We start from the raw sequence: 24,173 nt of genomic DNA on the forward strand, positions 1-24,173 counted from the left end.
GCAATGACGCTTGGATCTGGAGGATATTGGTTATGACGTGGAAACCATCTGTACTATGACTCGTCCGATTTTTTGTCAAGCTACACGGGGCTGATCCTTGTGCCTAGCCAACTGCCATCAATTGGTAAAACTCACCAATCGCAGCCAGCCCGCTAGTGCTCAGGATCAAACTGGCCGGCTTCCTTCTGAGTTTTTTAATGATGTAGTAGGCGGCGCGTTGAAAAAGCCCTATAATAACGGCAACTAAGTTCGTTTGCGATTGATCAATCTAATGGATGACGAGGTTCATGCTATGGCAAAACCAGTGGCAGTGACAGATCTTTTTGAGCTAGTGGCAATGGGGCAGCCGGTGGCCAATGACACCGGTGTTTTTTACCTCACAACAAAAATGCGGCAACGGGAAAATGATTATGTGACAATGATTAATCGATTCGGTTTTAGAACGCAGACGACAACCATGTGGGGCACTGGCAACGGTTCAGATAACCAACTTCAACTGGCCGACACGGTACTGTTGTTTACAAGTGAAGATGAACACCAAAAACGCCAAGTCTTTACACAATCACTAGCTGGCGGTTCCCCAGTTCAGCGGACATTTGAGTCTTTTGGTGTGGCAGCGTTTGTTTTTGATACTACGCGTCAGGTGATTTACTATCAGACCGCGTTAAAACGAAATGGAATTGTACCCGCTAAGGCCGATCCACGGTTTCCAAAACCGATCAGCTATACCAAGACCGTTTATAAAGATAATGATCTCGGGTATTTTGCTGAAGATGAGCGGTACGTCATCAAACGGCAAGTTGTCGGGCAAATCACTGCCAGTGAAATTTGGACAAGTGAAGATCGGTTCACATTAGGACCATTGTCTCACGATGGCCGCCAGCTGACCGTGGCCATTGCAGGTCGTCCGGAGGTGGATTGGGATTTTAGTCAAGTGACTAGAATCCTGGACGTTGAAACAGGCGAACAGCGGACGGTTAAGTCCCCAAGTTCCTTTGGTACACTGGCGCCAGTCGCTTTTAATCCAAGTGATACCGTCTTACTGCTGACTGGATCTACTAATGAAATTCCTAATATTTCCGCGCAACATTTATATGCATATGCGATCGACCAGCAGCAGTTGACTGAGTTAACGCCCAACCCAGACGTGGTGGTCGGTGATTTGGTGATGAACACAGATGCTCAACAAAATTTACATGGTCGAGCAGCAATGTTTATTGATGATCAACAATATGTGTATCAACAATTGATTACCGGACAGTTGCAACTAGTTTTAGGGCAGTTGGGTGATGATCCGGATAATCGAGTGGTGGTGGCCGGCGGACCACGGCACGTCACTGATTTTACGACAGGAATCAAACAACATCGGCTGTATTTTATGCAATCACAGTGGACACAAGTGGCAAAATTGGTTGCCTTAGATTTGGACACTCAGACAGAAACGACCTTAATTAATCCTAATGCGGCCTACGAAGAAAAGCATGACTTGGTCAAACCACAGGTCGTTAATTTCACCACCGCCGACGGCTTTCATGTGCGCGGTTGGTACTTGCCTCCGGTGGATGCACCAGCGATGGCAAAATATCCGGCTATTTTATACATTCATGGCGGGCCGGGGGCTAATTACGGTGAGACCTTCTTTCACGAATTGCAGGTTTATGCGAGTTATGGTTATGGTGTAATTGCCATCAATCCACGCGGATCAACTTCTTATGGTGAGGCCTTCCAACGCGGCGTGATTGGTCACTACGGTCAAGGTGATTATGAAGATTTAATGGCAGCCGTAGATCGTGTTTTAGCTAGTGACGTCAAAATTGATCGGGAACACCTGTATGTCACCGGTGGTTCTTACGGTGGGTTTATGACGAACTGGATTGAGGGGCACACCGACCGATTTAAAGCAGCGGTCACGCAACGCTCAATCGCCAATTGGATTAGCATGTTTGGCACCAGTGACATCGGTTATTATTTCTTGCCGTGGGAGTTAACCGGGCAACGGCAAATGGCTGTGACAGATTTAAAACCATTGTGGGATGCCTCGCCATTGAAATATGTGGATCGTGTTCACACGCCAACCTTAATTTTGCATAGTGAGCAAGATTTTCGTTGTCCCATTGGGCAAGGGGAAGAGTGGTTTACTTCGCTAAAGCTGAACGGGATTGAGGCGAAAATGGTTCGTTTCCCTGGTGAAAACCATGATTTATCCCGAATCGGTAAACCTAGCTTGCGAGTTGCTCGAATTCAAGCAATTCGAGACTGGTTTGACACGCACCAATGATAAGGAGGAGTTGCAGATGCGACAACTGTATCAGGCCGTCTTAAGGGTTGGAACTGACCAGTTTCAATTATTAGCCTCAGAACAAGGATTGGTTTTTGTGGGTTCACCAAACGCTTCTATAGCCGAGGCAAAACGCTATTTGTCAGACTATTTGGCCGTGCTAAACGCGCAGTCAAACGAGCTAATCATGGCGCCATATCTGGAACAACTCACTGATTATTTTGCCGGTAAACGCAAAGATTTTGATTTAGCTGTTGACTTTGAAGGTGCGGGGACCGGTTTACAACAAGCGGTGTGGGCTGCACTCCGCTTAATTCCATATGGAATGACTTGTGATTATACAACTATCGCACAAAATATCGGGCGACCTGATGCGATTCGAGCGGTGGCAACCGCGATTGCTAAAAACCCTGTACTCATTGTCACACCTTGTCATCGCGTGTTACGAAAAGATGGCGGCTTAGGTGGTTATCGTGGCGGACTCGCAATGAAAAAAACGTTACTGGCGTTGGAAAAACAAGCTCATTAATGATCGACATTGGCCGAATTATGGCGTTAGTTGGTCACCGCCAATTAGTCAAACCCATTTGAGACCGATGTTCAGTTGCAATTCAGCGCCACGAGTTGTTTGACGCTGATTTATTACTTCGAGTTGCATTAATGGTCTATATCAGTTACATTCTTATTAAATAAGGGTATGACCGGGTTTTAATTTGGAGTGGTAAACGAGCATAATAGTTTGATAAAAGTCACAAAATATTGAAAGGATGTTTTCTCATGCAGCTTGGTTTTATTGGCGTTGGTGGGATGGCACAGGCCATTATTAGCGGTTTAATCAAAACAGACACCGTGGTAGCCAGTGATATTTTAGTTCACAGCCCCCATCCGGCGCACTATCAAGAGTTTGCAGAAGCAACCGGTATTCAACAAGCAGATAGTAACGCAGCGGTTGTTGCCGCTAGCGATTTTGTTGTCTTAGCAGTTGTTCCTGGGGCAGCACAAGCCGTATTAAAGGAAATTCGTGATGAATTAAATGACCACCAAAAGGTTTTGATTTCCATTGTCGCTGGCTTGAGTTTGCAAGCGATGGAAGAAGTGGCTGGTTACGATTTAGCTGTTTTGCGCACATTGCCCAATGTGAACGTGGCGATTGGTGCTGGTATGACTGCAATAGCAGCTAACAACAACCTCACGGGGGCTAAATTGGCCGACGCCAAAGGTCTGTTTGACGCTATTGGCAGTACGTCGGCATTGCCAGAAGCAGATTTTAGTACTTTTTCGGCTTTGGCAGGTAGTTCGCCAGCGTTTGTTGATTTCTTCATTGACACGTTGGCGCGAGCTGGTGTTAAACATGGTTTAACCAAGGTGGAAGCAACGCGAATTGCAGCCGCTGTCACAGAGGGCTCAGCAAAAATGGTTTTGGCTAGTGATAAGACACCGTTTGATCTGATTGATCAAGTTTCCTCGCCGGGCGGATCGACGGTTGCCGGTTTATTGGCCATGGAGGAAGCAGGTTTGATGACGGCAGTGGTCAAGGGAATCGACGTGACAATTAAACGCGATCAAGAAGCTTAACATTGTCAAAATGGTCTAGACCATCTATACTAGAAAGCGGATCCAATGTTGGGACTAGACCCATAGTGAACCACATCGTTGCAGAAGCTTTGTGGTTGCCTATGTGGCACAATGATGAGGAGGAAGATCAATGAGTACGGTTTTGAAGCACGCGATTATTTATACGGGTGAAGAAAAGATTGACGACGGTTACATTCGCTTTAGTAAGTCCATCGAGGCGATTGGGCCAATGAGTGACTACGTGGCTGAACCAGAAGATGAAGTTGAATTTGTCTCTGGCAAAGTGATCGTGCCAGGATTTATCGATGTTCATGTCCATGGTGGTTATAGCTTTGATTCAATGGATGGTAACGCTGACCAAATTAACGAAATGGTCAATGATATGATTCATGAAGGTGTTACGACACTATTCCCGACAACTATGACACAATCTACGGAACATTTAGATCACGCGATGAAAGGGATCGCCGCTGCTGCTGAAGAGAACCCAGTCATCCAAGGGGTGCATTTGGAAGGGCCATTTATCTCGGCCACCTTCAAAGGCGCACAACCGGAGCAGTACATCACTGATCCGAACATCGAGTTATTGGATAATTGGAATAAACTGTCTGGTAATCGTGTTCGTCTCATTACTTATGCACCAGAAGATCCCGGTTCGCGTGATTTTGAAGCTTATTGCCTCAGCCACAACATTGTTCCCTCGGTTGGTCACAGTAATGCAACTCGTGAACAGATGCTAGCTTCTAAGGCAACCCATGTCACTCACTTATACAATGCACAGCGTGAATTCAAGCACCGTGAACCTGGCGTTACCGGTCATGCCATGTTGGAAGACAATATGTATTGCGAACTCATTTGTGATGGCTTCCACATTGTTCCGGACATGATTAAACTCGCTTACGAACAGAAGGGACCAGAACGAATTGATTTGGTTACTGATTCCATGCGGGCTAAAGGCATGCCTGAAGGAATTAGTGAACTTGGCGGTCAAAAAGTAATTGTTAAAGATAAACAGGCGCGGTTAGAGACGGGCAATCTGGCTGGCTCAGTATTACGTTACGACGACGCTTTCCGCAACATTCAATACTTTACCGGTTGTGGGATCGAAGAAGCTGTCCAAATGTCGTCGGTTAACCAGGCTGAAGAATTCGGTTTAACGACTAAGGGTGCCTTGATTCCAGGTAAAGATGCAGACTTTAACGTGATGGATCGGACACAGACATTGGAACGGACCTATAGTTATGGGCGTCGATTTGACGATTAAATATCAAAAAAAGTAAGGGATGGATAAGATGGCCTCACCAATATACATTCAAATTCATAATCGCTTGCGTAAAGCAGTTGAAGATGGGCAATGGCAAGTGGGCGACAAAATTCCCTCTGAACGGGAGTTAGCCATCCAATTTGGCGTTAGCCGGATGACCCTTCGACAAGCTGTGCAGACGTTGGTTGAAGAAGGATTATTAGAGCGTCGTGTCGGCGCCGGCACCTACGTCGCTAATCGCAAGGTGCAAGAACGGATGTCTGGTGTGACCAGCTTCACTGAGTTGATGGAGCAGGCTGGTAAGGTACCATCTTCACGAACCGTCTCTTATCACATTACCGCGCCATCATTGTCTGAAAGTGAAAAATTACAGTTGGCGCCAACCGAACAAATTCTGCGCATGGAACGGATTCGATTTGGCAATGATGAACCGATTTGTTTTGAAGTCGCGACGGTACCAGAACGATTGATTAAGCGATTTTCTAAGGAAGACGTGACCAATTCATTGTATCGCGTCTTGGAAGACGAGGCCGGCTTAAAAGTTGGGCATGCCCAGCAGACCGTGTCAGCGATGACCGCTAGTGAACGAGTGGCTGAATACTTAAATGTCAAACGTAGTGCGCCACTTCTGCGACTTCGCCAGGTTTCATTTTTAAACGATGGTACGCCATTTGAATATGTACGGACCCAATATGTTGGTAGTCGGTTTGAATTTTATCTAGAGCGATAGTTTATTTATATTTTTGTTTTAAAAGTAGTGATTTGTGCGGAAACTTTCGTGCAGATCACTTTTTTACTGACGCCTTTTACTTTGGCTGGGTGGTTTAAATCCGATTTGAGCCCAGTTTTCGCGGATGTCATTGCACAAATCACCGCATTAGTGGGGGATATGGTAGAATGTGAGGGTTAAATAAAATTCAATCGGGAAGGATCGTAATTCCAATGGCAACGCGTTACCCTGATGATAGTTTGACGCTTCACACAGACGCTTATGAAGTCAATATGGTACAGACCTACTTTGAAGAAGGCGTGGCTGACCGTCATGCTGTTTTTGAATTATATTTCCGCGATTTACCTTTTCATAATGGTTATGCCGTGTTCGCAGGTTTAGAACGGTTAATCGATTACATCAAGCAGCTTCGCTTTAGCGAAACGGATTTAGCTTATTTAGCGAGTTTAAATCAATACTCGCCAGCGTTCTTAGCTTATTTACACGACTTTAAATTTACCGGTACGATTCGAGCGGCTCGCGAAGGCGACCTAGTCTTCAATAACGAACCGCTTGTTCAAGTTGAGGGCACGTTAGTCGATTGTCAATTAGTTGAAACAGCGTTGCTCAACATTGTTAATTATCAGACATTGATTGCGACGAAAGCGGCTCGCATTCGATCTGCTGCTGGTAACGATGGCATTTTGGAATTTGGTACCCGACGTGCGCAAGAATTAGATGCCGCTATTTGGGGCACACGGGCAGCGTATATCGGTGGCTTTGATGCCACAAGTAATATGCGTGCTGGTAAAATTTTTGGCATCCCAGTGAGTGGCACACATGCCCATAGCTTGGTGCAAACGTATCGCAATGATTATGATGCTTTTATGGCCTATGCACGCTCCCATAAGGATTGTGTCTTCTTAGTCGACACGTATGACACCCTACGATCCGGTGTACCTAACGCGATTCGAGTTGCTCGTGAAATGGGTGATCAAATCAACTTTTTGGGCGTCCGCATTGATTCGGGAGATATGGCATATATCTCAAAGCGGGTCCGCGAACAATTGGATGAAGCAGGTTTCCCTGATGCGAAGATTTACGCTTCCAACGATCTTGACGAGAAGACAATTACCAATCTTAAGATGCAAGGTGCTAAAATCGATGTCTGGGGAGTGGGAACAAAGCTGATCACCGCCTTCGATCAACCAGCCTTGGGCGCTGTGTACAAATTGGTTTCCGTTGAAAATGAACGGGGCAAAATGGTGGATACCATCAAATTATCAAGCAACGCTGAAAAGGTGACCACTCCTGGGAAAAAGCAAGTTTGGCGAATCACCAAGCGTGCTGATGGCAAATCAGAAGGGGACTATGTGGCGCTAACCGATGAACGCCCGGACCATGAGGATAAACTGCATATGTTTCATCCTAGCTATACTTACATCAATAAAGATGTGACCGATTTTAATGCTCGGCCTATCCTGGTGGATATCTTTGATCAGGGGCAACAAGTCTATGAAATCCCTGAGTTGGCGGATACAAAAGCCTTTGCCGCTGAACAATTGGCGTCATTGTGGGATGAATACAAACGTGATTTAAATCCACAAATTTATCCAGTCGATTTATCGCAAAAACTGTGGGACCATAAACAACATATCATTGAAGAAGTGCACGGTTATGTAAGCTCCTTAAAATTTGATAATTAAGGCAATGGAGGCATTATGATGAGATCACAACAAGCAGCCATTATCAAAGCGCTAGGAGTTAGTGCTGATTTTGACGCAGGCACGGAAATTAGAAAAAGCGTTGATTTTTTAAAAGCCTATTTAACGAAGTATGCGCTTTTGAAGACTTTGATTTTAGGCATTTCTGGTGGTCAGGATTCAACATTGGCCGGAAAATTATCACAAATGGCCATTACTGAATTACGGACTGAGACGGGGGATCAAGCCTATCAGTTTGTTGCTGTCCGGTTACCATATGGGAAACAGGCTGATGAAAGTGATGCGATGGATGCCATTAGTTTTATCCAGGCTGATCGAGTTTTCCGAGTGGACGTTCAACCGGCAGTGGATGCTGGTGTGGCAGCGGTGGAAGCCAATGACCTAGTCGTTTCTGATTTCAACAAAGGCAATATCAAAGCACGCGAGCGCATGGTGGCTCAGTATACGATTGCTGGTGAATTGCATGGAGCGGTGGTCGGTACCGATCATGCTGCTGAAGCGGTTACTGGTTTTTACACGAAATATGGTGATGGTGGCACAGATATTGATCCGTTATATCGATTAGACAAACGGCAGGGTAAAGCGATGCTGAAAGCATTAGGCGCCCCTAAACATTTGTACCAGAAGACACCAACGGCCGATTTAGAAGATAAACGACCAGCTTTACCTGATGAAGTTGCCTTAGGAGTAACCTATGAAGACATTGATAACTATCTAGAGGGGCAAACAATCGATGCCGCGGCCGCCGAGAAGATTGAATCCTGGTATCAAAGAACGGCGCATAAACGGCATATGCCCATCACGATTTTTGATAATTTCTGGAAATGAATTTAGCGCACACAAAAAACGTCATCCGAGGATGGCGTTTTTGTGTGTCACGCAGGTCAAACCAAAAATGAGGCTAGACTTCATTTCGGCCGGTGATCTTTTTCAAAGCTTCATAAAGGTGGTAGGCAACTGGGCGCACAGGCTTTGTGAAGGTGCCCAAGCGTTCTTCTGTTAGACCCCCGAAGGATTGCTTAAAGGCGAGGACCCCATCTGACCCATCAAACAAACCGGCTACACCGAAAAAGTTGTAGCGAGGAATATGTTGTGTGATCGCAAGGTGCATCATATGATCTTGGATTAAATAAGGCGCATAGAATTGTTTGAATGTCTCATTAGTGAAGCTAAACATATAGGTCAATTCTTGCGGCTGAATAAAGAACATTGCCCCAGATAGAATAGCTATCTGTCCATATTGATCTGTTAATTGCTGCGCTTCAGTGATCCGCTTTTCGTGTTGGTGGGCCTGATCGGTAAATTCATTAAGCTGTGCCTTAACGTGTCGATTATTGGGTTTTTGCGCCAATTGGTCATTTAACGTGCGAATCTTTTCATTGAGTTCGGTGAGTTTAACCGTTTGATTGGCAATGTAAGTCTCAAAATTGAGTTCAGCAAAGATAAATTTTACATGGTCGCCATAGGCCTTAAACGTTCGTTGATAATAATCAAGTGATTTATCGTGAAAATGCAATCGATCAGCTGTTGCTTGCGTGTATTTCTTGAATTGAGGGAGTTCCTCATAGGTGAGTTCGCGTAATTGAATTCCGAATTGTTGCGTCTTCTTCACCCCATATTGGGCATCTTTCTCGTAACTTTTTACCAGTGTTGTGGCAGTGAGGCCCGTTAGATCTTTAGCGAATTCGTAACCGACTAAAGTTGTTGAGAATCCGGCAATCATCGGTTGGTAGGTGAAATCGAGTTGTTGCATTGATTCAATCACATCTTCATTGCTAAGGTTAACCACTTGGCCGTCGTCGTTGAATTGTCTTCGATGTAAATTAGGGATGAAGCGAATCATCAGACCGTGACGCTGATGGGCAAAACGCTGTAGTCCATCGGCAAAGGTTTTGACAACAACTTGATTGCGGTAGTCCATCAAAGGACCACCTTCGATTTCAAATAATTGCCCGATGCGAAGCTTTTGCCAACTGACCAAAGCAGCTGCAACAACTTGTTGTTGATCGTCATAAACGCCCACGTAGGCAGTTGATCGGCCCCGCTGTGACAACACTTGTTTTTGCCAACTTGTTTGTAAGTATGTCCCCTGGGGATGACGTTGTTCAAATGTCATAAATTCCGCTTCGTTAAGTTTTCCAAATTCCATGAAAGCCAAGCTCCCTTGATTAATCTCTTATCTTACCGGGTGTCATTATAGCATAGGGCTGCACTGTCCATGAGTCAGCCGTGCGCCCTAATAACTTTCTTAAACGTTCGGCACCAAAGTCAACCCCCTTGCGTTTCGGATTGTAACTCGGTATACTTACTCCAGATAAATGAGGGAGTAACTAATGCTTTAGTTGGCTACTAGTCGCTTAATGATAGTAGCTTGACAGAGTGTGACAACGCCACCAGCAAGACATGTTCTGGTTTTGTCTTAAATAGTGAGACTCATGATCGACACTTTAAGTGTGCGTTCATGAGTCTTTTTTTGGCCTCATGGACGTGCGGAAGGGAAATATTAGATGAGTCAAAATAAATTACCACAGGCTGCTCAATGGACGACAGATCGGGCATTAAAGCAAGTCAATAGCCAGCCGACCGGATTAAGTAATCAAGCGGTGCAAACGCGCCAACAGCAGTATGGGGAAAATGCTTTAGCTGGTAAACGTCAAACAAGCTTGCTAGAAAAGTTTACTGCACAATTTAAAGACCTCATGATTATTGTCTTGATTGTGGCCGCAATTATTGCTGCCTTCACCGGTGAAGGTATTGACGCCATCATCATTTTATTGGTAGTGGTCCTTAATGCGGTTTTTGGCGTCTTTCAGGAGGCAAAAGCTGAGCAGGCAATCAATGCGCTACAAGAAATGTCTGCTCCCAATGCGCATGTATTACGAAATGGCGCCACGATGACCGTTAAAAGTGATGAGTTGGTGCCTGGCGATATCGTCTTGTTAGAAGCCGGGGATATCGTTCCGGCGGACTTGCGATTAATCGAAGTCGCGTCACTTCAAATCGAAGAATCGGCCTTAACTGGTGAGTCAGTTCCCGTTGATAAACAGTTAGCCCCAATTACGGATCCCAGTGCTGGTCTGGGTGACTTAAGTGATTTAGCTTTTATGAATAGTAATGTAACGTACGGGCGAGGAACTGGGGTGGTGGTTGCCACTGGAATGCAGACCCAAGTTGGGCGGATCGCTGGTATGTTAGATCGCACGCAGGAACGTAAAACACCGTTGCAGGAAAATTTGGCGCATTTAGGGAAAGTTCTAACTGTGCTAATTCTAGTTGTGGCGGTTATTGTCTTCGTGGTGGGGATGATTCGTGGCAATGAAACATTGGTTAATATGTTGTTAACGGCAATTTCACTGGCTGTGGCTGCGATTCCGGAAGGTTTGCCGGCCATCGTCACGATTACCTTAGCACTAGGTACAACAAGGATGGCCAGATTAAATGCGCTGGTGCGTCGTTTGCCAGCGGTTGAAACCTTAGGGAGCACGGATATTATTGCTTCTGATAAAACGGGGACTTTGACACAAAACAAAATGACCGTTGAGAAAGTGATTGTGGATGGCGACGTGCTAGACGCCAAGCAAACAGCCGGTGCGACAAGTGAAGATGATCAGGGGCTGCTAGCAAGTTTACTTTTATTAAACAACGACACTAAAACAATCGATGATCAGTTAGTCGGTGACCCAACCGAAACTGCCTTAGTTCAATACAATATCGACCATCAGGTGAATCCGGAAGACTTTTTGGCAGCCCACCCCCGCGTAGCTGAAATTCCGTTTGATTCTGAACGTAAATTAATGACGACCGTTAACCAAATGAATGAGGCCAATGATCAATTGTGGGTAACCGTAAAAGGGGCCCCTGATGAATTGTTGAAACGTGTTACTCGGATTCAAAGCAATGGTGAGATTAGCCCAATGACCGATCAATTACGTGAGCAATTATTGACCATCAATCATCAATTGGCGGTTCAAGCCTTGAGAGTATTGGCCTTTGCTTATCGACCAGTCACAACAATTCCAGCCGAGATGACTAGCAAGCAAGTCGAGCAAGATTTAATTTTTACTGGATTTGTCGGGATGATCGACCCAGAACGACCAGAAGTGGCCGGTGCCGTTGCGGAAGCAAAGTCGGCTGGGATTCGCCCGCTGATGATCACGGGCGACCATGCGGATACGGCAAAAGCGATTGCGGTTCGGTTGGGGATCATTGACGCTAATGATCAGGCTGGCGTCATTACTGGCGCACAGCTTGATGCATTGAGTGAGGCTGAGTTTTCTGATCAAGTGGAACAATATTCTGTCTACGCACGGGTGGCTCCTGAACATAAAGTTCGTATTGTCAATGCATGGCAACAAAAAGGCAAAGTGGTTGCCATGACCGGTGATGGGGTTAATGATGCCCCAGCATTAAAGGCAGCTGATATTGGTGTTGGCATGGGCATCACCGGAACTGAGGTTTCTAAAGGGGCCTCTGATATGGTGTTGGCTGACGACAACTTTTCCACGATTGTGGTGGCAGTTCGCGAAGGTCGCAAAGTGTTCGCAAATATTCAAAAGGCGATTCAATACTTGTTGTCCGCTAACTTAGGAGAAGTATTGACCCTATTTGTTATGACAATGATGGGGTGGCAAATTTTGGCACCGGTGCATATTCTGTGGATTAACTTAGTGACGGATACCTTTCCAGCGATTGCCTTAGGATTAGAACCCGCTGAGAAAAACATTATGCAACAAAAACCGCGGGGACGTTCGTCAAACTTCCTGTCGGGTGGTGTCTTTGGCAACATTATCTATCAAGGTCTGCTCGAGGGTGGCTTGACCTTACTGGTTTATTGGCTTGCATTAACATTCCCCGTCCACGCAAATGCGACGCAGGTGCATGCCGACGCGCTAACCATGGCCTTTGCGACATTGGGCTTGATTCAGCTATTCCACGCCTTTAACTCAAAATCGATTCACGGCACCATCTTCACCGCTCAATTGTTTAAAAACCGGGCGTTTAACTGGGCCATCTTAGCAGCTTTCATTCTCTTAGCTGCGACGATTGCAATTCCTGGTTTTAATGGTTTATTCCACGTCACAACGCTATCTGGTTTCCAATGGCTGATTGTCTTGAGCGCCGGGGTTGCCATGATTTTGATCGTGGAAGTGGTAAAATTGTTCCAGCGGATGGCGTCACGCCGTCACTAATTTGATTGATGACAGGAGTAAGACTTTTGAAAAAGAATTTAATGATAGCATTTGCGCGAACGCTTTCGCAGGTGATCGAAGAAACACAAACGATTCAACAAGGACTAGAGCCTTATTATACGAAGTTACGTGAAGCGCTTGATCAAGCACATTTGGATCAGATTGACGCGGCGAATCTGGCGGATATCAAGGCCGAATTTCAAGATGGGACGGAGCGCTATCGCAGCCTCCAGGAGCGACTCCAGCAATTGCAAGCGCCGGCTCGTTTTTTAGGAAAACATCGGAGTCTAGTGACAGCCTACACGACCTATGTCACTGCTTGTCAGGCCATGACTGATAGTGTTAATTTGGGTAGTCATCAAGTTGATCAAATACAATTCGACCAAGCTGAGACGGACCAGACTGAGGCGATGAACCGGATTATTCGGTTGGTGCAAACTTTAATGCAAACGCAAGCGTAATTAACGTCAAAATGATGTCAACTTGCGTATGTCTTAATCAGATCTGATTAGCGGGTGAGTTTGGGCCATGACTTATAAAAGGCGTTGCGATTTGTTGCTTTTGTGCACCACGTCGCCATGGTCAAAACGTGCGGCAAACGCCTGAGAGCTGTGCCTAGCAATAAAGTGAGCACCTTCCAAAGTAAGGAAGATGCTCACTTTTTCGCTAGTGCTCGCTCTCAATTCGGTGTTAAGTCTCACGCTTGCATTTTGGTCGAGTTAGATTGGCAATGAAATTCAGATCTTACATTGACCATTAAGTTGCGAAAATTACACTGTGTCTATTCAGGAAAGGAGAGGTAGATGACAAATGAAGCTTTGCAAGCACTAGTAGAAGAAATTTCTCTGCAGGATTTTGGTCGTCCATTTAAACATCAGGCTATTTTTAATGCCCGCTTGCGGTCAACTGGTGGCCGTTATCATTTAGTAGACCATCATATCGATATCAATCCGCGAATGATTAATGATTTTGATCGAGAAACTTTGATTGGCGTCATTCGTCATGAGTTAGTCCATTATCACCTTGCGTTGGCAGGGTTACCCTACCAACATCGTAGTCATGAATTTAAGCAGTTGCTGGCGCAAGTTGGTGGCTCCCGCTACGCACCGACGCCCAAGCAATCGGTGAAATCTAAGCACTCTGGGCGGCAGTATTATTATCATTGTCAGAAATGTGGCCGCCAATTTATTCGGCATCGGCGGGTTAATCTTGAACGGTATGCTTGTGGTTATTGCGGTGGCCGTCTCCAGCTAGACGAGTTGGTTCGCGAAGTTGGGTAGCAAAATAAACTGAAATTTTACGAAGTCATCACGCCTGATTGAATGAAGTGTTCTTACCCTGATTTAAACGTGGGGGTAAAGTTTGAGTGGTTAGAATCTTACGATTGAGCGAGGTGTGGTCCTGACAGTACTAGAAGCTGATCGACAGTGAACAACACTGTAAAAGTCCAATTTGCCACAGCTCTAAGTGGGCAACCTAATTAAAGGTCGCTGCCAGCAAATTAAAATCAACCGTTGCCTTCAATGAGAATGTTTGATAGAATCTTTCTTGTTGATGCGGCCATGGCGGAATTGGCAGACGCGCAAGATTAAGGATCTTGTGATCCCTTCGATCATCCGAGTTCAAGTCTCGGTGGCCGCATAAAAAGCAGCTTCCTGTTTTCAGGTGAAGCTGCTTTTTTGGTGTTTTGCTAATTTATTGCAGTAAAATCAAGATCGAATTTTGGTTGACCGAGACCTGGATCGACATGTAGTTGTTGAAAGTGAATTTCATATACCGCTAATGTAGGGCCAATGGCATCCCACACTTGTTGATAGTTAGGAATTAATTCAAGATAACGAGGAAGCAAGTCTGCCATTGTTTTGCTTGATGGTGCGATGTGCACGTCGTGGGCGCGGATAAACGGATTGTTTGGTGTTCCGGTAAATGGAATTGTTGTCAATGATGCATTGGCGTGTTCAGCATATAAATTAAGGGCATGGCTACCGCGAACGGAAGAAAAGTACATCGTTGTTGGTTCGTCGGAAAACCACACGAAGTTGATGACTTTAACGTCGGCTTCGTTATGAAATGAAGTGGCCAACGCGATCGTATTTGTCGTTTGGTAAACCTGTTGGAGTTGGTCTAAGGGGTTCGACATCGTAAAATTCCTCACAATCTGGTTTAATTGAGTCAATTCTAATGAAAGTTGGCAAACTTTACCAGTTGTTTACCATTTTTGCCCAGCTACACCAGCTTGATGTCTGTGCCTCAAGGCCGCCTAATTGGCAGAAAACGTCAACCAGTCAGCTTCCGCTAGTATTCAAAGTCACTCAGCTTGTTTCGCTTTGAGGTCTTTGTCGAGCCGATGCTGGTGAATGCAACCTTTAAGAAAAGCTTCAGTCTAGAATAAGAGATGTGAAAGTTTGCCTGATGGTTTACAATAAATTGAAGTTTAAAAAACAAAATCGTTAATTATCGTGGGGGATCATGAGATGAAGAACCAGCCAAATGAGAACAATATGGATTCGCGCATGCAACGCCGAAGCGCAAATCAACAAGGACCAAAGCAGCCGAAACAACACGGCACACGGCGTTGGCATCCATGGCGTTGGTTTTGGGGGATCATTATTCTCTTGTTGCTCGTGATTGTCGGTTTTGGCGCAGTTGCCTATCACAATATTAATTCGGCCACGAGTAAAGCATATAAGTCGGCCGGCATTACCAAAGCGCGTGACACAAAGGCAGTTTTGAATTCAAAAAAACCTATTTCAATTCTATTTTTAGGAACTGATACAGGGGCTCTGGGACGTTCTTATAAGGGACGAACCGATACAATCATGATTGCGACGATTAACCCGCAAACCAAAAAGATGTTGCTGGTCAGTTTGCCACGGGATACGATGACTGATATTGCTGGTTATCCAGATGAATCACCAGCTAAAATTAACGCGGCCTATGCTTATGGTGGCGTTGGCACGACGATTAAAACCGTTCAAAATTTACTAAATGTGCCTATTGATTACTACGCCCTGTTAAATATGGGGGGGTTAGAAAAGGCCATCAACGAAGTGGGTGGTGTAACGGTGACATCACCGCTGTCTTTCTCTTATGAGGGGAGTACCTTTGAAAAAGGACAAACCTATCATATGAATGGGGCAACTGCCTTGAAATTTTCGCGGATGCGCTATGACGATCCACAAGGAGATTATGGGCGCCAAACGCGCCAACGATTGGTTGTGGAAGCTTTATTCCGGAAATCAATTGCTGTCCAAACGGTCCTGAATTCGAGCTTCTTGAATTCGATTTCCTCACAATCGCAAACCGATTTGACAAATTCGGATTTAGTTAAGCTAGCTCAGAATTATCGATCAGCAACTAAAAATATCAGTAGCGACCATATGCAAGGCCAAGGCCAGATGATTAACGGACAATCTTTTGAAGTTGTCGGCCATAGCGAAAAGCAACGGGTGACCAATGAGTTGAGAACAAGTCTTGATTTAAGTGCGAAAACGGATGAATGATTGAAAAGAATTAGATGAACAGTTGATTAAGCAAAAATGCCAATTTCCTTCTAGAAACGTCTAGAAGGAAATTGGCATTTTTGGTTGTTAATTAGCGTTGACGGACAATTTGAGTTGGTGGTGTTCATTACGTATAAAGTGACCTTACCAACTTGCTTTGCGAACACCAGGAATTTTGCCTTGTAAGGCAAGCTGACGGAAATTAAGACGTGAGAGCCCAAAGCGACGTAAGTAGGCATGTGGCCGACCGTCGATTTGGTCACGTCGGTGAATTCTAACAGGTGAGGCATTTTTAGGCAGTGCTGCTAATCCAGCATAATCTTTTGCTGCTTTTAAAGTCGCCCGCTTTTCTGCATATTTTGCCACGGTTGCTTCAATACGTTGTTCTTTAATGATCTTGGATTTTTTAGCCATTTACACGACTCCTTTATGATAGTTTTTGTTGCAAAGAGTAATAGTTACCATTTAGTATACCAAATCAACTTACAAAAAGAAAGAGAACTGGCCCAAAATTCACCATGTTTTGTAAGTTGCTGACTTGGCTCGCCTAGGATTTCAGTAAAGTTAAGAAAAAGATTTTCTCTGAATGAGTATTGAGACAAAAAAGTTGATCAATTTTTATGACATAAAAATGCCTTTCTATCAACCTGTCTAGTCCATTTTAAACGAAAGCACAGTGGCTCAACGATTTTTTACTTGATGTAAGCGCTTCACTAGGCTATGCTAATCACGTGCTGAAGAGTTAATTGCCAATTATAATCCGGCCATTTTTTAAAGTATCAAAAAATTTTTCATTATTTTCTGGAAGCGCTTTTTTTGGCAGTTAACTTGCGCTATGATACACTTATCCCCGAGTCGTCAATAAGTCAGCAATTAATGAACGACTTTTGAATAACGACCAAGCGAAAGGAGGTTGATGCAATGCTCGCTATCGTGCTAGCCAGCCATGGCGGCTTCGCTGAGGGAATTAAGGAATCCGCTGATATGATTTTCGGTAAGCAAGAAAAAGTCGCGGCGGTTTCATTTTCACCTGATGAGGGGCCCGATGAGTTACAGCGTAAGTTCGAAACTGTCGTAGATGGTTTCGATGCGGACGATGAAATTTTGTTTCTTGTAGATTTGTGGGGTGGCTCTCCGTTTAACATCACTAGTCGGCTAGTTACCAAACAGCCGGAACGAATGGCCCTAATTACAGGTCTGAATTTGGCGATGTTAATTGAGGCTTACACAGTTCGCAACCAGCCCCTTGAAACGGTTATTCCACATTTAGAGGAGATTGCTAAGGCTGGTGTGAAGCACCTAGATCAACATTCGTTAGAGCAGGGGGCTGAATAAATGACGATGGAAATCCGCTTAGCACGCATTGACTCACGTTTGCTGCATGGTCAAGTGGCCACTGTTTGGACAAAAGCCATCGCTCCAAATCGGATTATGGTCGTTTCTGATGGCGTGGCGCACGATAATTTACGGAAGACATTGATTACTCAGGCGGCACCGCCAGGGGTAAAAGTCAATGTGATTACTGTCGATAAACTCGCTGAGATTTATTCTGATGAGCGATTCGATGACGTGCATGCCTTTCTACTGTTTGAAACACCACAAGACGTGTTGCGAGCGGTAAATAGCGGTGTCAAATTGGCATCAGTTAACATTGGTAGCCTGAGCTTTACAGATGGCAAAACAATGATCACTGATGCAATTGCAGTGGGTAAGAATGATGCACAGACTTTCCACCAACTGCATGATGATGGGATTACTTTGGAAGTTCGTAAAGTGCCCGGAGACCACGCACAGGATTTAATGGCTCTCCTCGAACAACATGGCTTCTAATACATCATCACACTAACTAATGGTATCAAATTATATTTTTAGGAGGGACACTCATGGTAGGTATTATCTTAGCCAGTCATGGTGGCTTTGCTGAAGGCATTTACCAATCTGGTGAAATGATTTTCGGCAAGCAGGACAATGTTCAAACAGTCACCTTACTGCCAAGCGAAGGCCCAGATGATGTTCATGCCAAATTTGAAAAAGCAGTAGCCAGTTTTGACGATCCAAGTCAGGTGCTATTGTTAATCGATCTTTGGGGTGGAACACCATTTAATCAGGCCAGCAACCTCTTTGAGGAACATAAAGATACTTGGGCAATTGTCACCGGGATGAATTTGCCGATGGTGATTGAGGCTTATGGTTCTCGAATGACGATGGATTCGGCGCAAGAAATTGCGGCACACATCATCGAAACGGCTAAGGATGGGGTCAAGGCCAAGCCTGAGTCATTGGTACCAGCAGCACCTGCTGCTTCAACTGATGACAATCAACCAAAAGCTGCCATCGCTCCAGGAACAGTCTTAGGCGATGGACATATTAAGTTCGTATTGGCGCGGGTTGACTCCCGTCTATTGCACGGGCAAGTTGCCACTGCATGGACGCGTTCCGTTAACCCCGATCGGATCATTGTTGCTTCTGATAATGTGGCAAAAGATGCATTACGAAAGAATATGATCGTTGAGGCGACACCGCCTGGTGTGAAAGCAAATGTGATTCCAATCGACAAGTTTATTGAAATCACTAAGGATCCTCGTTTCGGAGCAACCAAAGCCTTGGTTTTATTTGAAACACCAGAGGATGCTTTACGAGCAATTGAAGGTGGCGCTGACATCAAGACGCTAAACATTGGTTCAATGGCTCACTCAGCTGGTAAAGTTGCTGTTTCTAATGTTCTGTCATTGGGGAAGGAAGATATCGAAACCTTTGACAAGCTTAAGGCGGACGGTGTGAAGTTTGACGTTCGTAAAGTGCCAGATGATTCTTCCTCTAATATGGATGAAATCGTCGAAAAGGCACGCAAAGCCCTCGGAAATAACGCATAAAGCGTTCACATAGAAAAGGAGGATTCTCAGATGTCTGCTATTTCGATGATTTTAGTTGTTTTCGTTGCATTCCTTGCCGGCATGGAAGGGATCTTGGATGAATTTGAATTCCATCAGCCTGTCATTGCCTGTACGCTAATCGGGTTAGTTACGGGTCACTTGGCTGCTGGGTTAATTTTAGGTGGTTCATTACAAATGATCGCGCTTGGCTGGGCCAACATTGGTGCGGCTGTCGCTCCTGATGCTGCCTTAGCATCCGTTGCATCTGCTATTATTTTGGTTCAAGGTGGTCAAGGTACTAAAGGTGTCGGTTCTGCGATTGCGATTGCAATTCCGTTGGCCGTTGCTGGTTTATTCTTAACGATGATTGTTCGGACGATTACAGTGGCAATTGTTCACTTGATGGATGCGGCTGCTGAAAAGGGTAATTATCGATCGATCAATTTCTGGCAAATTGTCTGTATCTGTCTACAAGGATTGCGGATTGCAATTCCAGCTGCCTTACTGCTAGTTATTCCAGCTAGTCAAGTGCGTAGTATGCTAGAAGCAATGCCTGCTTGGTTATCAGATGGGATGGCCATTGGTGGTGGTATGGTGGTTGCCGTTGGTTACGCCATGGTCATCAACATGATGGCTTCCAGTGAAGTTTGGCCATTCTTCGCCATTGGGTTTGTCATTGCTGCACTTTCTGACTTAACTTTAATCGCGATCGGGACATTAGGTCTCTCATTAGCATTGATGTACTTGAAGTTGGACAGTGGTCACTCCGATAACGGGGGTGGCGGTAGTAATAATACTGGCGATCCACTCGGCGATATCCTCGACGATTATTAAGATTAAGGGAGGAAAACGAACATGGCTGATAACAAAATTACGCTAACTAAACGAGACCGGCTGCACGTTGCTTGGCGTTCCACCTTTATTCAAGGGTCGTGGAACTATGAACGGATGCAAAATGGTGGCTGGTGTTATTCATTAATTCCAGCATTGAACAAATTGTACAAAAATAAAGAGGACCGCATTGCTGCCTACAAGCGACACTTGGAATTCTTTAACACTCACCCATACTTAGCTTCACCGATTATCGGGGTGACATTAGCTTTGGAAGAAGAACGGGCTAACGGTGCCGAAGTGGATGATGTTGCGATCCAAGGGGTTAAAGTTGGGATGATGGGACCATTAGCCGGGGTTGGTGACCCAGTCTTCTGGTACACGGTTCGCCCAATTGTTGGGGCGCTTGGTGCTTCATTAGCATTAGGCGGTAACATTCTTGGTCCAATCTTATTCTTTGTCGTCTGGAACTTAATTCGTTGGGGCTTTATGTGGTACACCCAAGAATTTGGTTACCGGGCTGGTTCGCGAATCACCGAAGACTTATCTGGTGGTTTGTTACAATCAGTTACGCGTGGGGCTTCAATGATGGGGATGTTTGTCATTGGTGCCTTGATCGAACGGTGGGTTAACATTAAGTTTGTTCCGGTGGTCTCCAAGATTAAGCAACAAAAAGGAGCTTACATCGAATGGGACAAGTTGCCTAAAGGTCCTAAAGGAATTCAAGAAGCGCTGACCCAGTATAATTTGGGGAAGGGGCTGTCACTTTCAAACATTAAAGTGACGACTTTACAAGATAACTTAGATCAATTGATTCCAGGCTTAGCGGCTTTACTGTTAACTTTCTTGTGCATGTGGTTATTGAAGAAGAAAGTTTCACCAATTGTCATCATCTTAGGCATTTTCGTTGTCGGGGTTGGTGGACACGTGATCGGATTGTTCTAATTTTAAGTTGAACAGTCGCTGTTGTACGAATTAGTTTCAGATAGCGGTCGGATCTTACGGAATGTGAGAATCGGCCGCTATTGATTTACGGTACAGAATATGGTTTGATGACCATAGTTCTAATCGAATGAGGAGAGTAACATGGTAGAATCCTTAAATGCAAAAGTTGAATTGACGACACCCGGGACGTCCTACCTTGGAGTTGGTGACTATGGTCAAATCATGATCGGTGATAAAGCGTTTGAATTTTATAATGATCGGGATACGAGTAAATTCATTCAAATCCCTTGGGATGAAGTAGATGTCGTCATCGCTTCGGTGATGTTTGGCGGACGGTGGATTCCCCGGTACGCTTTACGGACTAAGAAGAATGGCACTTATAAATTTTCGTCTAGAAAACCCAAAGTTGTTTTAAGAGCAATTCGCGAGCATGTCCCGGCAGAACATCTTGTACGGTCACTGACCTTTTTCCAAGTGATGCGACGCAATTTAAAACGGTTGTTTCATCGAAATTCTGAGCCAAAACGGTTAAAGTAATTAAAAAATTGAATGTTGTTTAAGTTTGATTCAAAAGGCAATTTCACCAAACATGGTGGTGTTGCCTTTTTGATATTTTAGTTGAGAATTTTACAGTTAATGCGCGTGTTATACTGAGCGAGAACTCAAATAGATAGAAGATGAGAAAATGACGATATTTTTTGAAAGCGCGCAAGGTGTGTTCATGATCGTCTTGATGGTCGCGGTAGGCTACGTTTTAGCGTGGCGAGGCTGGTTTGATGAATCTGCCAAACAATTGTTAGCCAAATTGGTGACCCAAGTTGCGTTACCACCGTACATGATTGTTTCGATTACGAAGGATTTTTCTCGGCGGCAGCTTGACCAATTTTTACCAGCCTTACGATTTCCGGTTCTATCAATGCTCATTCTAATGGGGTTAGCCTGGGCACTGGTGTTTGTCTTAAAAATTGATGAAAGTCGTCGAGGCCTGTTTACATCAATGTTCTTTAATTCAAATACAGTTTTTGTCGGTTTGCCCATCAATTTAGCGATTTTTGGCCGTGCTAGTTTGCCGTATGTTTTAGTCTATTACATGGCCAATACCACTATCTTTTGGACGCTGGGCGTGATGTTTATTCAACGTGACGGAGCGTTGCATGGACATTTAACAGTCAGTGGGGTGCTTAAAAAAATCTTTTCCGCACCGCTAATTGGGTTCTTAATTGGGGTTGCTTTGGTGTTAGCGGACATTCGCTTGCCACATTTTCTCAACCAAACGTTCAACTACTTGGGTGGATTGACAATTCCTTTGTCCATGTTATTTATCGGTGTTTCTGTTTTTGATGCTGGGCTACGTAATATGCGGCTTAATCGAAGCAGTTTGGGTGTTTTAGCGGGTCGGTTTATCTTTGCGCCATTGTTAATGCTCGCATTGGTCATCCCCGCCAATATTCCATTATTAATGAAACAGGTGTTTATTTTACAGGCAGGAATGCCAGTGATGACCAATGCCCCAGTGGTGGCCAAGCTATATCACGCTGATGCAGATTTTGCCTCCATTATGGTGTCGGAAACGACTCTGTTATCCTTAATTTTCGTGCCCATGATGATGCTAGTGATTCAACATGTTGTGTAGTGAGTGATAAAGAACCAATAGCTGGGTGGCAAAGAGTAAGACACGGGCGAGCAACCGATATTTGCAGATATAGGTGACTGAAAAAATGCTAAAGAACGGTCCCATCGGGCATTGATTGCTGATTAACAACAGCGTGTTACATTAAAACAAAAGATGTATTAAACGTTAAGACGGGGAAAACTTGAGAAATAAGTGACAAAATTAACAAGCCTTCGTTCTTAAGTGGTGCGATCCAATGAATAAAAGTTGAGAAATCCTTAACTTTTTTATGAGCTTTATGCTTTGTGAAACCTTGATACAAAGGGATTCTTAAGTATTTTTAGGAAGAAAAGTAATGTTTTTGTAACGTTCGTAACAAAGTGTTATATGGCTGCTATCGCCCTGTCATACGAATGGCTTAATATGTTCACCAGTGAGTGTTACATACGACCTGTTACACGGGATGAATTGACTAGGAGTGACTAACGTGAAAAAATCAATTAAAACTGCTTTATTAACTACTGCCGGTGCTGCCAGTGTTCTCGCTGGAGTTTCCGCTGCAAATGCATCAACGATCAAAACAATTAAAGGTGACACGGTTTGGAACTTTGCTCAAAAGAACCACACAACGGTAGATGCCATTGTTAAGGCTAACCACCTTTCAAATGCCAACTTAATTTATGTTGGTCAGTCATTGGTTATTCCTGACGCCAATGATGAAGCTGCCACCCAAACTACTACTGCGGCCAGTGATGCTCCTGCATCCACTGCGCCTGCCTCTGATGCTGCTGCAACATCGACAGCCAGTGAGGCTTCTGCAGCAACCACTACGGTGGATGCTAATGGTGACTACACAGTTCAAGCGGGTGACACTTTGTCAGCTATCAGTGCAAAGACTGGTGTGTCTATCGCTGATCTTGCCGCTTACAGCAACATTAGTAATCAGAACTTCTTGTTAGTTGGCCAGACAATTCACACTACTGGCACTGCCAGTGCAGTTGCGAGTGAAGCACCAGTATCACAAGCAAGTCAAGCACCTGCTTCTTCAGAAGCTACTAGCCAGGCCCCTGCATCAGTAGCTAGCCAAGCTCCTGTTTCACAAACTAGCCAGGCCCCTGCATCACAAACTAGTCAAGCACAGCCAAGTGCTGCGCCTGCTACTAGCAATGCAGCTCCAACAACACCAACGACTAATCCAAGTGCACCAGCAGCTGTTTACGGTAACGCTGCTGCTGCCGGTGAAGCTGGCTTCTTCAGCGGTGTACAAGGTTATCCAGCAGGTCAATGTACAGCCTTTGTTGCCGGTATCTTACAAGCTTCTGGCGTACCAGCCTCTGAATGGACTTACCTTGGCAATGGGGATGCCTGGGGTGCTAACGCCGCTGCCCGTGGCGTAGCTGTTGATCACAACCCAGTGGCTGGCTCAGTTGCTTACTTTAGTTACATGCATGTGGCTTACGTTACTAGTGTTAACGGTAACGGCACAGTTAACATCATCGAAGGTAACTTTAGTGGAATGTCATATCATGCTCGAACAATTTCTGCTAGCGAAGCAGCTGGTTACATTCATTTCTAAAGCAAATCAATCAATTTTTAAAGGCCGTTCCGATATGGATGCGGCCTTTTTTGTTTGCAACAAATTTTTCACATGTTACGATACAATTGCATGA

The 24,173-nt window shown here is 44.8% G+C and carries 22 protein-coding genes and 1 tRNA gene; 20 read left to right on the top strand and 3 right to left on the bottom strand.

Annotated features, from left to right (window positions below; translation table 11 throughout):
* Positions 1 to 292: 292 nt before the first annotated feature.
* The 7 genes from ACYQ0Y_RS08895 to nadE all read left to right on the top strand — a co-directional run bounded on the left by ACYQ0Y_RS08895 (position 293) and on the right by nadE (position 8,378).
* Entirely contained in the window at positions 293 to 2,278 is a 1,986-nt protein-coding gene (locus ACYQ0Y_RS08895; protein ID WP_407884342.1) for an alpha/beta hydrolase family protein, read from the top strand.
* Between the two features lie 16 nt (positions 2,279 to 2,294).
* Entirely contained in the window at positions 2,295 to 2,807 is a 513-nt protein-coding gene (locus ACYQ0Y_RS08900) for a methylated-DNA--[protein]-cysteine S-methyltransferase (RefSeq protein WP_407884340.1), read from the top strand.
* Positions 2,808 to 3,055: 248 nt separating this feature from the next.
* Positions 3,056 to 3,853 carry a pyrroline-5-carboxylate reductase gene (proC, locus tag ACYQ0Y_RS08905; protein ID WP_407884339.1) on the top strand — a complete coding sequence of 266 codons (798 nt, stop codon included), beginning with the start codon at positions 3,056 to 3,058 and terminating at the stop codon, positions 3,851 to 3,853.
* Between the two features lie 130 nt (positions 3,854 to 3,983).
* A complete protein-coding gene (gene nagA / locus ACYQ0Y_RS08910; protein ID WP_407884337.1) occupies positions 3,984 to 5,117 on the top strand; it encodes an N-acetylglucosamine-6-phosphate deacetylase in 1,134 nt (377 codons plus the stop codon).
* A gap of 28 nt (positions 5,118 to 5,145) precedes the next feature.
* Positions 5,146 to 5,847 (top strand): GntR family transcriptional regulator, encoded by a 702-nt coding sequence (locus ACYQ0Y_RS08915; RefSeq protein ID WP_407884335.1) that lies wholly within the window; start codon positions 5,146 to 5,148, stop codon positions 5,845 to 5,847.
* 212 nt (positions 5,848 to 6,059) lie between these two features.
* A complete protein-coding gene (locus ACYQ0Y_RS08920) occupies positions 6,060 to 7,532 on the top strand; it encodes a nicotinate phosphoribosyltransferase (protein WP_407884334.1) in 1,473 nt (490 codons plus the stop codon).
* Positions 7,533 to 7,550: 18 nt separating this feature from the next.
* On the top strand, positions 7,551 to 8,378 hold the full coding sequence (gene nadE / locus ACYQ0Y_RS08925) for an NAD(+) synthase (protein ID WP_407884355.1): 828 nt from the start codon (positions 7,551 to 7,553) through the stop codon (positions 8,376 to 8,378).
* Between the two features lie 73 nt (positions 8,379 to 8,451).
* On the opposite strand, the gene ACYQ0Y_RS08930 is transcribed toward nadE, so the two are convergent.
* Positions 8,452 to 9,699 (bottom strand): aminoacyltransferase, encoded by a 1,248-nt coding sequence (locus ACYQ0Y_RS08930; RefSeq protein WP_407884332.1) that lies wholly within the window; start codon positions 9,697 to 9,699, stop codon positions 8,452 to 8,454.
* Positions 9,700 to 10,057: 358 nt separating this feature from the next.
* Here ACYQ0Y_RS08930 and ACYQ0Y_RS08935 point away from each other — a divergent pair, with 358 nt between their 5' ends.
* From ACYQ0Y_RS08935 to ACYQ0Y_RS08950, 4 genes are all read left to right on the top strand, one after another.
* On the top strand, positions 10,058 to 12,739 hold the full coding sequence (locus ACYQ0Y_RS08935) for a cation-translocating P-type ATPase (RefSeq protein ID WP_407884330.1): 2,682 nt from the start codon (positions 10,058 to 10,060) through the stop codon (positions 12,737 to 12,739).
* A gap of 26 nt (positions 12,740 to 12,765) precedes the next feature.
* Positions 12,766 to 13,200: a hypothetical protein gene (locus tag ACYQ0Y_RS08940; RefSeq protein WP_407884329.1), complete on the top strand. Its 435-nt coding sequence runs from the start codon at positions 12,766 to 12,768 to the stop codon at positions 13,198 to 13,200.
* Between the two features lie 342 nt (positions 13,201 to 13,542).
* Complete coding sequence (locus tag ACYQ0Y_RS08945; protein ID WP_407884327.1) at positions 13,543 to 14,019, top strand: SprT family protein; 477 nt, start codon at positions 13,543 to 13,545, stop codon at positions 14,017 to 14,019.
* A 276-nt stretch (positions 14,020 to 14,295) separates the two neighbouring features.
* Positions 14,296 to 14,380, top strand: a tRNA-Leu gene (locus ACYQ0Y_RS08950).
* 49 nt (positions 14,381 to 14,429) lie between these two features.
* Here the strand turns inward: ACYQ0Y_RS08950 and ACYQ0Y_RS08955 are convergent.
* Positions 14,430 to 14,879 carry a pyridoxamine 5'-phosphate oxidase gene (locus ACYQ0Y_RS08955; protein WP_407884325.1) on the bottom strand — a complete coding sequence of 150 codons (450 nt, stop codon included), beginning with the start codon at positions 14,877 to 14,879 and terminating at the stop codon, positions 14,430 to 14,432.
* 334 nt (positions 14,880 to 15,213) lie between these two features.
* Here ACYQ0Y_RS08955 and ACYQ0Y_RS08960 point away from each other — a divergent pair, with 334 nt between their 5' ends.
* Positions 15,214 to 16,242, top strand: coding sequence for an LCP family protein (locus tag ACYQ0Y_RS08960; RefSeq protein WP_407884323.1), 1,029 nt, complete (start codon positions 15,214 to 15,216; stop codon positions 16,240 to 16,242).
* 144 nt (positions 16,243 to 16,386) lie between these two features.
* Here ACYQ0Y_RS08960 and rpsN read toward each other — a convergent pair whose 3' ends face one another.
* Positions 16,387 to 16,656: a 30S ribosomal protein S14 gene (gene rpsN, locus ACYQ0Y_RS08965; RefSeq protein ID WP_407884321.1), complete on the bottom strand. Its 270-nt coding sequence runs from the start codon at positions 16,654 to 16,656 to the stop codon at positions 16,387 to 16,389.
* Positions 16,657 to 17,163: 507 nt separating this feature from the next.
* Here rpsN and ACYQ0Y_RS08970 point away from each other — a divergent pair.
* The 8 genes from ACYQ0Y_RS08970 to ACYQ0Y_RS09005 all read left to right on the top strand — a co-directional run bounded on the left by ACYQ0Y_RS08970 (position 17,164) and on the right by ACYQ0Y_RS09005 (position 24,079).
* Positions 17,164 to 17,577, top strand: coding sequence for a PTS sugar transporter subunit IIA (locus ACYQ0Y_RS08970; protein WP_407884319.1), 414 nt, complete (start codon positions 17,164 to 17,166; stop codon positions 17,575 to 17,577).
* Complete coding sequence (locus tag ACYQ0Y_RS08975) at positions 17,578 to 18,072, top strand: PTS sugar transporter subunit IIB (RefSeq protein WP_407884317.1); 495 nt, start codon at positions 17,578 to 17,580, stop codon at positions 18,070 to 18,072. It abuts the gene before it with no gap.
* Positions 18,073 to 18,125: 53 nt separating this feature from the next.
* Complete coding sequence (locus ACYQ0Y_RS08980; RefSeq protein WP_407884315.1) at positions 18,126 to 19,115, top strand: PTS sugar transporter subunit IIB; 990 nt, start codon at positions 18,126 to 18,128, stop codon at positions 19,113 to 19,115.
* A gap of 30 nt (positions 19,116 to 19,145) precedes the next feature.
* Positions 19,146 to 19,949, top strand: a complete 804-nt coding sequence (locus tag ACYQ0Y_RS08985) for a PTS mannose/fructose/sorbose transporter subunit IIC (RefSeq protein ID WP_407884313.1) — start codon at positions 19,146 to 19,148, stop codon at positions 19,947 to 19,949.
* A 21-nt stretch (positions 19,950 to 19,970) separates the two neighbouring features.
* On the top strand, positions 19,971 to 20,891 hold the full coding sequence (locus ACYQ0Y_RS08990) for a PTS system mannose/fructose/sorbose family transporter subunit IID (RefSeq protein ID WP_407884311.1): 921 nt from the start codon (positions 19,971 to 19,973) through the stop codon (positions 20,889 to 20,891).
* A gap of 141 nt (positions 20,892 to 21,032) precedes the next feature.
* Positions 21,033 to 21,428 (top strand): DUF956 family protein, encoded by a 396-nt coding sequence (locus ACYQ0Y_RS08995; protein WP_407884309.1) that lies wholly within the window; start codon positions 21,033 to 21,035, stop codon positions 21,426 to 21,428.
* Positions 21,429 to 21,576: 148 nt separating this feature from the next.
* Complete coding sequence (locus ACYQ0Y_RS09000; protein WP_407884307.1) at positions 21,577 to 22,524, top strand: AEC family transporter; 948 nt, start codon at positions 21,577 to 21,579, stop codon at positions 22,522 to 22,524.
* Positions 22,525 to 22,990: 466 nt separating this feature from the next.
* Positions 22,991 to 24,079 carry a LysM peptidoglycan-binding domain-containing protein gene (locus tag ACYQ0Y_RS09005; protein WP_407884305.1) on the top strand — a complete coding sequence of 363 codons (1,089 nt, stop codon included), beginning with the start codon at positions 22,991 to 22,993 and terminating at the stop codon, positions 24,077 to 24,079.
* Positions 24,080 to 24,173: the final 94 nt, after the last annotated feature.

The organism is Furfurilactobacillus curtus (genome assembly GCF_054657915.1).